The sequence below is a fragment of the Sedimenticola hydrogenitrophicus genome (assembly GCF_025175675.1).
In the GTDB taxonomy this organism is placed as follows: domain Bacteria; phylum Pseudomonadota; class Gammaproteobacteria; order Chromatiales; family Chromatiaceae; genus Sedimenticola; species Sedimenticola hydrogenitrophicus.
Window position 1 is genome coordinate 25,251 of the sequence record NZ_JANIOA010000015.1, and the last position, 11,400, is coordinate 36,650.

Genomic DNA, 11,400 nt, shown 5'->3' on the forward strand with positions numbered 1-11,400 from the left:
ACCTTACAACCTGTTCCGGCGCCCGTCGCGTCTGTGGGGAAGGGGGTCGGAGGTACCTGTCGCCTATCCTGTCCGGCCACTAGGCTCCACCAGCAGGGCATGGCGCTGGCCGGCGCTTTCGGGCACCTGCAGCGGCACCACCTCCACCCGATAGCCGGCGGCCGCCAGTTCGGCGATCTCATCCCCCGGCACCGTCCCTTTCATCGCCAGCAGACGGCCCCGCTCATCCAGCAGGTGTTCGGTCAGTTGCAGCATCTTCGGCAGCGCGGCAAAGGCCCGCGAGGTGATGGTGTCGAAGCCGGCCGCCGGCCGGTACCCCTCCACCCGGGCGCGCACCACCTGTACATTGTCCAGCCCCAGGGTGACCACCGACTGCTGCACGAAGCGGGTCTTCTTGCCGTTGGAATCGAGCAGCGTAAATTGGCATTCGGGACGGGCCACCGCCAGGGGTATGCCCGGCAGGCCGGGGCCGGTGCCCACGTCCAGCACCCGCGTCCCCCGCAGCAGCGGCAGGATGGAGAGGCTGTCCAGCAGCTGGCGGGAGACCATCTCATTGGCATCGCGGATGGCGGTCAGGTTGAACGCCTTGTTCCACTTCAGCAGCAGGGCGAGATAGTCCAGCAACCGCTGCTGTTGGCGCTCCGAGAGTGCGATGTCCATGGCCAGCAGCCCCTCTCGCAACTGGCGCCGCCACAGCTTCATCTGATCGTTCATGATGTACGCTTCAGGTGGATCAGCAGCAGCGAGATGGCCGCCGGGGTCAGCCCGGGAATGCGGCTCGCCTGGCCGATGGTGGCCGGGCGGGTCTTGAGCAGTTTTTCCCGCACCTCGGCGGAGAGGCCGCGCACCCGGGCATAGTCAAAATGCTCCGGCAGCTTCAGCGCCTCGTTGGCCTTGAGGCGGTCGATCTCCACCTGCTGGCGCTTGATGTAACCGGCGTAGCGGGCCTGGATCTCCAACTGCTCGGCCGCCGCACGGTCCGCCAGCCCCGGCCCCAGGGCGGGCAGGCCGCAGAGCCGGGCGTAGTCCACATCCGGCCGGGCCAACAGTTCCAGGGCACGGGTCTCCTTGGAGATGGGGCTGTCGAACAGCGCGGTGACCTGTTCGGCGAGCGGGCTACCGGGCTGCACCCAGATGTCCCGCAGCCGCTGCTGCTCGCGCTCGATCGCCTCGCGCTTCTGCTCGAAGCGCTGCCAGCGTTCGTCCGCCACCAGCCCCAGCCGGCGCCCCTGTTCGGTCAGGCGCAGGTCGGCGTTGTCCTCGCGCAGCAGCAGGCGGAACTCGGCCCGGCTGGTGAACATGCGATAGGGCTCCTGGGTCCCCTTGCTGATCAGATCATCCACCAACACCCCGAGATAGGCCTCGTCGCGGCGCGGCGACCAGGCCGCCTGCTCGCGAATTTTGAGTACCGCGTTGAGTCCGGCCAGCAGCCCCTGGGCCGCCGCCTCCTCGTAGCCGGTGGTGCCGTTGATCTGGCCGGCAAAAAACAGCCCCTCGATGAAGCGCGTCTCCAGGCTCGGGCGCAGATCCCGGGGATCGAAGAAATCGTACTCGATGGCGTAGCCGGGGCGCATGATGCGCGCCTCGGTAAACCCCTCCATGGAGCGCACCAGTTCGAGTTGCACATCGAAGGGCAGGGAGGTGGAGATGCCGTTGGGATACACCTCGTTGCACTCCAGCCCCTCCGGCTCGATGAAGATCTGGTGCGCCTCCTTGTCGGCGAAGCGCACCACCTTGTCCTCGATCGAGGGGCAGTAGCGCGGACCCACCCCCTCGATCACCCCGGTGTACATGGGCGAACGCGACAGCCCGGCGCGGATGATCTCGTGGGTGCGCTCGTTGGTGTGGGTGATGTGGCAGCTGACCTGGCGCGGGTGTTCATCCCGCGAGCCCATGAAGGAGAAGACCGGGGCCGGGTCGTCCCCGGGCTGTTCCGCCAGGCGGCTGTAGTCGATGGTGCGGCTGTCGATGCGCGGCGGGGTACCGGTCTTCAGACGCGCCACGTTGAACGGCAGCTCGCGCAGCCGCCGCGACAGGGCATTGGCCGGGGGGTCGCCGGCGCGCCCGCCCTCGTAATTGTTGAGGCCGATATGGATGCGCCCGCCGAGAAAGGTGCCGGTGGTCAGCACCACGGCCCGGGCATGGAACTTCAGTCCCATCTGGGTCACCACCCCGGTGACCCGTTCCCCCTCCACGATCAGGTCGTCCACCGCCTGCTGGAACAGGTCGAGGTGGGGTTGGTTCTCCAGGGCGAAGCGGATCGCCGCCTTGTAGCGCACCCGGTCCGCCTGGGCTCGGGTCGCCCGCACCGCCGGCCCCTTGCTGGCATTCAGGATACGGAACTGGATGCCGCCGAGATCGGTGGCATGGGCCATGGCGCCACCCAGGGCGTCCACCTCCTTGACCAGATGCCCCTTGCCAATGCCGCCGATGGCCGGATTGCAGCTCATCTGCCCCAGGGTCTCGATGTTGTGGCTCAGCAGCAGGGTGCGCGCGCCCATCCGCGCCGCCGCCAAGGCCGCCTCGGTACCGGCATGGCCGCCGCCCACCACAATCACTTCATAGCTGTCGGAATAAAACATGGTTACTCGGAACAAGAACGATTTAGCCGGCTAGTGTACCTCTTGTGGGTGTCCGGCTGGAACAGGCAGCCGCGCGTGTGCGGGCGCTCACTATGGGTGTTTTACTAGGGTCCGGCTCAATACATGCGATGGCGGAACAGCCAGGCCGCCGCACTCAGGGTAAAACCGGCGATCAAGGCCAGCGGCCACAGCTCATGCACCAGGATGGAGAGCGGCGCACCCTCCAGAAACACCCCCCGCACCACCACCAGGAAGTAGCGCAGCGGATCCACCAGCGTGAGCAGTTGCACCGCCCGCGGCATGTTGGCGATGGGGGTGGCGAAGCCGGAGAGAATGACCGCCGGCACCATGAACAGGAAGCCGCCGAGCAGGGCCTGCTGCAGGGTCACCGCCAGGGAGGAGATGGCCAGACCGATACCGATGGCCGCCAACAGGAACAGCACCAGGCCCAGGTAGAGTACCCCAAGCCCGCCCACCAGGGGCACGCCGAACCAGTACTGGGCCAGCAGGATCACCACGCTGCCCTCGATCATCCCCACCACGAAACCGGGCGTCGCCTTGCCGATCAGGATCTCGAACGGCCGCAGCGGCGTCACCAGCAGCTGGTCGAAGGTCCCCTGTTCGCGCTCCCGCGCCACCGAGAGGGAGGTGACCACCATGGTGACCACCAGAGTCAGCAGACCCACCAATCCGGGGATGAAAAACCAGCGACTCTCGAGATTGGGGTTGAACCAGGCCCGGCTCACCAGGTGGGCCGGTGGCGGCGCCAGCCCATGTTCGGCGATCCAGCGCTCATTGAACTCCCGGATCACCGTGGCGGCGTAATTGACGGCGATCTGCGCGGTGTTGGAGTTACGCCCATCCACCAACACCTGTACCTCGGCCGGTTGCCCGGCCGCCAGCTTTTCGCTGAAGCGGGGTTCGAGCTGCAGCACCAGCAGCACCTCGCCGTTGTCGACCAGCGGCGCGATCTCATCCTGGTGCTGTACGATATGCCGCAGATCGAAATTGGGCGAGCCGGAAAAGGCCGCCGCCAGCGCCCGCCCGGCCTGGCCCTGGTCCCGGTCGTAGATCGCGTAGGGCACCTGGTTGAGATCGAACGAGGCCGCGTAGCCGAACACCAACAGCTGGATCAGTGGCGGCACGATGGTGACGAAACGGCTCTTCTTGTCCTTGAACAGGGAGAGGAACTCCTTCACTACCAGGGCGCGGATACGCTGCCACATGACCATCACTCCAGGCGCTTGTGCATGCGGCGGCGCGCCAGACCGAGAAACAGCAGCGCCATCAGCAGCAGGGCCAGCGCATTGGGCAGGATCACCCCCCAGACATCGCCGGCCAGGAACAGGGTCTGCAGGATGGCGACGAAATAGCGCGCCGCCACCAGGTGGGTCACCCACTGCACCACCGTCGGCATACTATTGATATCGAACAGCATGCCGGAGAGCAGGAAGGCCGGCAGAAAGGTGGCGATAATGGCGACCATGCCAGCCACGAACTGGTTGCGGGCGGTCACCGAAATCAGCAGCCCCATGCCGAGTGCAACCAGCAGAAACAGCGCCGAGCAGGCGGTCAGCACCCAGAACGAGCCGCGCAGCGGCACCTCGAACAGCCACAGGGCCATGGCCACCGAGAGGGCCATGCCCCCCATGCCGAGAACGAAATAGGGCAGCACCTTGCCGATCAGCACCTCGCGCATGCTGACCGGGGTCACCAGCATCGCCTCCAGGGTGCCGCGCTCCCACTCCCGGGCCATCACCAGGGCGGTCAACAGCGCCCCCACCAGGGTCATGTTGATCGCCACCAGCCCGGGCACCAGATAGTTGCGGCTGCGCAGTCCCGGATTATACCAGATACGCGACTGCAACATCACCGGTTGCCCCAGGGGACGCGCCCGGGCGTCCAGCTCGCGCTCCAGCCAGTTGCGCCAGGCGCCCTCGACATAGCCCTGCAGCAGCCGCGCCGAGTTGGCGTTCACGCCATTGACGATCAGTTGAATGGGGGCCCCGCCCGCACCCTGGAGCCGCGCCGCGAAATCGCCGGAGAGTACCACGACCCCATCCACTTGACCGGCACCGAGCGCCTGCTGCGCGCTGGCCCGGTCCGGGAAGCGCCGGGGCGCGAAATAGCGCGACTGCTGAAACACCCCGACGAAACTTTCCGCCTCGGCACTCGGCTGCTCTACCACCAGGCCCAGGGGGACGTTGCTGGCGTCCATCGACACCCCGTAGCCGAACAGCAACAACAGGAATGCCGGCATCAGGAAGGCGATCGCAATGCTGCTGGGATCGCGCAACACCTGCAGGAACTCCTTGTGCAACAGGCCACGGAGGCGTCGGTTCATGCCGCCTCCCGGCTTTCGATCAGGGCGATGAAGGCCGCCTCCATGGTCGCGGACCGGGCCTGGGGACCGAGGGCGCGGGCCTTCACCTCGGCCGGCGTGCCCAAGGCCAGGATCTCACCAGCGGCCATGATCGCCAGGCGGTCGCAATACTCTGCCTCCTCCATAAAATGGGTGGTGACCAGCACCGCCACCCCGGCATCGGCCAGGGCGTTGATGTGGGACCAGAATTCACGCCGCGCCAGGGGGTCGACGCCGGAGGTGGGTTCATCCAGGAACAGTATATCCGGCTCATGCATCAGCGCGCAGGCCAGCGCCAGGCGCTGCTTGTAACCCAGTGGCAGGTCGCCGCTGGGGGCTCCGGCGAAGGCCGCCAGGTCCAGCTCGCCCAGTGCCCATTGCAGGCGCGTTCGGCGCCGGGCACCACGCAGCCCGTAGGCCTGGCCGAAAAACTCCAGGTTCTGCCGCACCGTCAGGTTGCCGTAGAGGGAGAATTTCTGCGACATGTAGCCAATGCGCGCGCGCGCCTTCGCTGGCGCCTGGCGCAAGTCCACCCCCGCCACGCTGAGTTCGCCGCCGCTGATCGGCAGCAGGCCGCAGAGCATGCGGAAGGTGGTGGTCTTGCCGGCACCATTGGCGCCAAGCAGGCCAAACACCTCGCCGGCACTCACCTGAAAGCTGACCTCCCGGACGGCCACGAAATCGCCAAACCGCCGGGTCAGGCCGGTAACCCTGATGGCCTGGCTGCTGGTAATGTTGTGGGGGGCCGGCTGCAGGCCCGGCTGCATCTCCGTGTCGCCGCGCAGCAAATCAATAAAACCGTCCTCGAAACGGGGCGGCACCGCCTCGCAGCGGGCCGTCGCCAGGTCAGACTCCTCTAGCAGCGGCGCGGCGGGCTGGCGCATCACCAGGCGCACCGCCTCGCCCTGCACCGTGGCATCGAGCACCCCCGGCAAGCGTGCCAGCCGCGTCTGCAGGCGCCGCGGCAGTACGCCGGGCTGGTGCACGCTGAAGCTGCGTCCGCGCAACGGCTCGCTAAAGGCGGCCGGCCGGTCATGACCCACCACCCGACCCTGGTGCAGCAGAATCACCTCGGCGCAGCGTTCCGCCTCGTCCAGATAGGCGGTACTGAGCAGCACGCTCACCCCCTCCTGTTCCACCAGACGGTAAACGATGTGCCACAATTCGCGACGCGACACCGGGTCCACCCCGACCGTGGGTTCATCCAGCAACAGCAGGCGGGGCGAGCGCACCAGGGTGCAGGCCAGTCCCAGCTTCTGCTTCATGCCGCCGGAGAGTTGCCCGGCCAGTCGCCGGGTGAACCGGCCCAGGCCGGTCATGTTGAGCAGTTCGTCATAGCGCGTCGGGCGGGAAGCCGGGGGCACGTTCTGCAGATCGGCATAGAGGTCGAGGTTCTCCTGCACCGTCAGATCGTCGTACAGCCCGAAACGCTGTGGCATGTAGCCGATCCGGGATTGCACCGCCATGGACTCCCGGCTGGCGTCGTAGCCGAGCACCCGGATGGCTCCGCTGTCCGGCAGCAGCAGACCGGCGGCCAGGCGCATCAACGTGGTCTTGCCGGCACCGTCTGGTCCGATCAGCCCGGTGACCACGCCGGCCGGTACCCGCAGGCTGACCTCCCGCAGGGCCGGGGCGAGCCGCCCGGGGAGCCGGAACGACTTGGACAGGGCGGTGGTCTCCAGCACGGGGGCCGACATGAGCGGCCGGCCCTATTGACCGCAGCCGGGCGTGGTCACCGGTGCCTGGTCGAGATCCAGGGTGACCGTCACCGGCATCCCCAGGCGCAGTTCGTCCTGGGGATTGCAGACGAACACATGCAGCTGATAGACGAGGTCGGCCCGCACCTCCTCGGTCTGTACCTGCTTGGGGGTAAACTCGGCGCTGGGTGAGATGTAGCCTACCCAGCCGCGATAGCGTTTGGTGGGGAAGCTGTCGCTGCCGATCTCCGCCGGCATGCCCTGGCGCACCCGCCCCAGATCGGGGCCGTCCACGTAGACCCGTGCCCACAGGGGGTCGGTAAGCGCCAGGGTATACACCGCGCGCTGCGGCGAGGCCATGTCCCCCGGCTCCAGGATACGACTCTGGATCACCCCGGCCGCCGGTGCGTACACGACCGCCTCGGCCAGGTTGCGCTCGGCCAGCGCCAGATCCGCCTGCAGGGCTCGCAGGGTCGCCTTCGCGGCCGCGACATCCTCGACACGCGGACCGGCAACCGCCAGGGCCAGCGCGGCCTGCACCGCCTGTGCCCGGGCGACAGCGGCCTCCGCCACCGTCCTGGCATTATCCAGATCCTGGGTTGAAGTCAGGCTTTTCTGCGCCAGGTCCTGCTGCCGCCGGTGGCTGCGCCGGGCGTTGACGGACTGGGCCCGGGCTTCCTGCAGTTCGGCGTGCAGTTTGTCGATCTCCTCCGTGCGGGTGCCCGCCACCAGGGCGTTCACCTGCTGCTGCTGGGCCTCGACCCGCGCCGCTGCCGCATCGCGCTGCGCCTGCAGCTGGCTGGTCTCCAGCTTCGCCAGCGGTTGCCCCGGCTGCACTCGGGCCCCTTCGGCAGCCGGCATCTCGACAATACGCCCGCTGGCATTGAAGGCCAGATTGACCAGGCGTACCTCGATATTGCCGTACAGGTGCAACTCCCCGGTCACAGTGGACGGACTGCTGTTGGACCACCAGTACCATCCGCCCACTGCCACGAAGGCGAGCAGGGGCAGCATCAGGAGCGATTTTTTCACGTGGACTCCTCCTTTCCAGCCTGGGCAAAAATCAATGCGGCAATATGCTCCGCCATCTGTTCCGCATACTGTTCGTCCAGCGTGATCCCCAGGGCACTCTTCACCACGGGTCGGCCGATAAATGGGAACAGCACCATGGCCAGTACCGACAGCGCGGTCAGATCGGCGCCGCTGCGTCGTGTCGCCGGGGCGTCAGCCACCGCCCCCTTCAAGCCGCTGACCACCCGCCGGGCGATCTGGTTGGTGAAGGCGGTCCGCAACGGTCCGTCACGCAAGAGCACCTCACGGGTCACCAGGGGTGGCAACCAGGCCTCCCGCTGTAACAGCGCCATATAACTGCGCAGCAACCCGGCCAGGGCCTCGCGGTCCAGAGGTCCGTCGGCCACCAGGGCGGCGAATTGTTGCAGGATCGGTGAAACCGTCTCCTGTATCACCGCCAGGTAGAGGCCCTCCTTGTTGCGGAAGTGGTATTTCACCATCGCCGGATTGACGTTCGCCTCCTGCGCAAGCTGGCGCACCGACACGGCTTGATAACCGTCGCGGGCAAACAGGCGGCGCGCCGCGGTCAACAAGGCCGAACGGGTTGAGGGTTGTGCTTGCGCGGCCGCACGTCGGCCGGGCTTGCCGCTGGTTTTGGCGGACATCGACTTCGCTCATTTATTAAACATTCGTTTAATATGCTAGCGCGTCGACCGGAGTGAATCAATCGGGCGCGCTTTCGGCAAGGGCTGATGGCTGCCTGCAGCTTGGCGGGCGCCCGCCGCCAACTGATTTTTATCACTAGCGGATGTGGGGTGGGGTGGGGTGGGAATATGCCCGTCACGACCGCACCAGGATCGGACGGGCAGGGTGGAGGAAGGCAAACTAGCTCTTGGCCAACTCCTCGTGCCAGCCGGTATCCAGGCCGAACTCGAAGGTGTGCATCCGGTAGCCTTCAGGAAAGGCCGCCTTCAGCCTTCTTTCAAACTCGGCATAAATCTCTGTCTTGTGCTGCTGCACGTCGTAGTCGCGCGTGTCGGCATCGACTTCCGATACGTCCAGATCCATCTTGAACTCGATCTCCGGTACCAATTGAATTCTGACTTTAGCCATTGTTTTTCTCCTTTTCCGCGAAGTGTTGGCCGGGAATGCCCCCGGCCAGCCTTCACCGGGTGCAATTACATTAACGGTACAATCATCAGCGCCACAATGTTGATGATCTTGATCAATGGATTGATCGCCGGGCCGGCGGTGTCCTTGTAGGGATCGCCCACGGTGTCCCCGGTGACCGACGCCTTGTGGGCCTCGGATCCCTTGCCGCCATGGTTGTCGTCTTCGATGAATTTTTTCGCATTGTCCCAGGCGCCGCCACCGGTGGTCATGGAGATGGCGACGAACAGTCCGGTAATGATGGAACCCAGCAGCACGCCGCCCAACGCCTGGGGACCCAGCATCAGGCCCACGGCCAAAGGCACGGCAATCGGCAGCAGGGAGGGGAGCACCATCTCCTTGATGGCCGATTTGGTCAGCATATCCACGGCACGGGAGTAGTCCGGCTTGGCGCTGCCGTCCATGATCCCGGGGATCTCCTTGAACTGCCGCCGCACCTCGATCACGATACCGCCGGCCGCACGACCCACCGCCTCCATCGCCATGGCGCCGAACAGGTAGGGCACCAGGCCGCCGATGAACAGCCCGACGATCACCAGATGGTTGGAGAGATCGAAAGTCAGGACCTCGCCGGTGTGATGGGCCAGTTCCCGGGTATAGTCGGCGAACAGCACCAGCGCCGCCAGGGCCGCGGAACCGATGGCGTAGCCCTTGGTCACCGCCTTGGTGGTGTTGCCCACGGCATCCAGCTCATCGGTGATACTGCGGATCTCGTTGGGCAGGTTGGCCATTTCGGCGATACCGCCGGCGTTATCGGTGATCGGTCCATAGGCATCGATGGCGACGATGATCCCGGTCATCGACAGCATCGAGGTCGCGGCGATGGCGATTCCGTACAGCCCGGCCATGGCGTAGGCGGACAAGATACCGGCACAGATCACCACCAGCGGGGCCGCGGTGGAGCGCATGGAGAGTGCCAGCCCGGCGATGATGTTGGTGCCGTGGCCGGTGGTGGAGGCGGCCGCCAGCAGCCGCACCGGTCTGTAGTCGGTCGAGGTGTAGTAGTCGGTGATCATCACCAGCGCGGCGGTAATGATCAGACCGATCAGGGCTGCGCCGTACAGATCCATCACCGCATAGGTGACATCATCACCCATCAGCCACTGGGTCACCGGATAAAAGGCGGCGGCCGAGAGGACGGCGGAGACCCCCAGGGCGCGGTACAGGGCGTTCATGATCTTGCCGCCATCTTTTACCGAGACAAAGAAGGTGCCGATGATCGAGGTGAGGATGGAGATGCCGCCCAGCACCAGCGGCAGCAGGGCCGCGTTGGGGTTATCCGCGAAGATCAGTGCACCCAGCATCATGGTGGCGATAGTGGTCACCGCGTAGGTCTCGAACAGGTCGGCCGCCATACCGGCACAGTCGCCGACATTGTCGCCCACGTTGTCGGCGATTACCGCCGGATTGCGTGGATCATCCTCGGGAATCCCGGCTTCCACCTTGCCCACCAGGTCGGCGCCCACATCGGCGCCCTTGGTAAAGATACCGCCGCCCAGCCGGGCGAAGATGGAGATCAGCGAACCACCAAAGGCCAATCCGATCAGGGGGGCCAGATTCACCGCCTCACCGGCCGGGGTCATGCCGAGCAGCCAGGCGTAGAAACCGGCCACCGCCAGCAGGCCCAGGCCCACCACCAGCATGCCGGTGATGGCACCGCCGCGGAAGGCCACGGCCAGGGCCGCATTGAGGCCGGTCTTGGCCGCCTCGGTGGTGCGCGAATTGGCCCGTACCGAGATGTTCATGCCGATATAACCGGCCAGCCCGGAGAAGATGGCGCCGAGGGCAAAGCCGAACGCGGTGGTGGAATTTAGTAAGCCGTAGATCACCCCGAACAGGACCACCCCGACGATGCTGATCGCCATGTACTGCCGATTGAGGTAGGCCGACGCCCCCTCGCGGATCGCCAGGCTGATGTTGCGCATCTCCTCGGATCCCTCCGGTTTGGCCAATAGCCAGCGGATGGAGTAGGCGCCGTAGGCGATTGCCCCCACAGCGCATAACAGTGCAAAAACAAGGCCCGATGTCATTGTATACCTCCAAAAATCGTTTTGATTTAAGGCCGGGCCATTTTTGTTATGGTGATATCGATATAACCCGGCAACTGCTTGCCAGGCAGAGGTTCCTGCGGTGTCTGATTATCGGGCCTGTCAATAAATAACTAGGTGGCAGTTATCTCTATCCAGGCCCTAATGGTCACAGCAAGCAATGGTTCGTTTTTCTCTGGGATAGCGGAACCGGACACTGGCAAACGGATTCATCCTAGTCCTGGAAGCAGGCCGGCGATAATCAGAATTCGCTTTGCAACAATCAAAAAAAGCTATGTTGCAATTGCAGCATGTTAGTAGATAAGGATGTGTTAAATTCAGCGATGGCGGGGCCTACAGGGATTGATGCAGCGCGATATAACGGGCATTTATCCACTGCCGAAACGCCCCCCGGGGCCGATAACATTAATATGGATCTAAAAAATGCTGTACAAATATCCTCGCGAACGGGTGAATACCCGTCAGTTTTTGCGACCGTGAGCACATTCCGCCTTCCCCTGCCAGGCAGCGGACCTAAAGCTGGTACTCTT

The 11,400-nt window shown here is 65.2% G+C and carries 9 protein-coding genes; all 9 read right to left on the reverse strand.

All coding sequences use genetic code 11. The features are described 5' to 3' along the window. Positions 1-63 precede the first annotated feature (63 nt). Positions 64-714, reverse strand: a complete 651-nt coding sequence (gene rsmG / locus NPX02_RS10000; protein ID WP_335342548.1) for a 16S rRNA (guanine(527)-N(7))-methyltransferase RsmG — start codon at positions 712-714, stop codon at positions 64-66. Continuing rightward, positions 711-2,582 carry a tRNA uridine-5-carboxymethylaminomethyl(34) synthesis enzyme MnmG gene (mnmG, locus tag NPX02_RS10005; protein ID WP_260293392.1) on the reverse strand — a complete coding sequence of 624 codons (1,872 nt, stop codon included), beginning with the start codon at positions 2,580-2,582 and terminating at the stop codon, positions 711-713. The genes rsmG and mnmG overlap by 4 nt, the downstream gene beginning before the upstream one ends. A gap of 116 nt (positions 2,583-2,698) precedes the next feature. Continuing rightward, positions 2,699-3,808, reverse strand: coding sequence for an ABC transporter permease (locus NPX02_RS10010; RefSeq protein ID WP_260293394.1), 1,110 nt, complete (start codon positions 3,806-3,808; stop codon positions 2,699-2,701). Between the two features lie 5 nt (positions 3,809-3,813). Continuing rightward, positions 3,814-4,926, reverse strand: coding sequence for an ABC transporter permease (locus tag NPX02_RS10015; RefSeq protein WP_260293396.1), 1,113 nt, complete (start codon positions 4,924-4,926; stop codon positions 3,814-3,816). After that, positions 4,923-6,641, reverse strand: a complete 1,719-nt coding sequence (locus tag NPX02_RS10020) for an ATP-binding cassette domain-containing protein (RefSeq protein ID WP_260293398.1) — start codon at positions 6,639-6,641, stop codon at positions 4,923-4,925. The genes NPX02_RS10015 and NPX02_RS10020 overlap by 4 nt, the downstream gene beginning before the upstream one ends. Before the next feature lie 12 nt (positions 6,642-6,653). Next, the gene (locus tag NPX02_RS10025) at positions 6,654-7,673 is read right to left on the reverse strand and encodes an HlyD family secretion protein (protein WP_260293399.1); all 1,020 of its coding nucleotides are present in this window, start codon (positions 7,671-7,673) and stop codon (positions 6,654-6,656) included. Further along, positions 7,670-8,317 carry a TetR/AcrR family transcriptional regulator gene (locus NPX02_RS10030; RefSeq protein WP_260293400.1) on the reverse strand — a complete coding sequence of 216 codons (648 nt, stop codon included), beginning with the start codon at positions 8,315-8,317 and terminating at the stop codon, positions 7,670-7,672. The genes NPX02_RS10025 and NPX02_RS10030 overlap by 4 nt, the downstream gene beginning before the upstream one ends. Positions 8,318-8,537: 220 nt before the next feature. Beyond that, positions 8,538-8,765, reverse strand: coding sequence for a hypothetical protein (locus NPX02_RS10035; RefSeq protein ID WP_260293401.1), 228 nt, complete (start codon positions 8,763-8,765; stop codon positions 8,538-8,540). Positions 8,766-8,830: 65 nt separating this feature from the next. Continuing rightward, positions 8,831-10,852, reverse strand: coding sequence for a sodium-translocating pyrophosphatase (locus NPX02_RS10040; RefSeq protein WP_260293402.1), 2,022 nt, complete (start codon positions 10,850-10,852; stop codon positions 8,831-8,833). Positions 10,853-11,400: the final 548 nt, after the last annotated feature.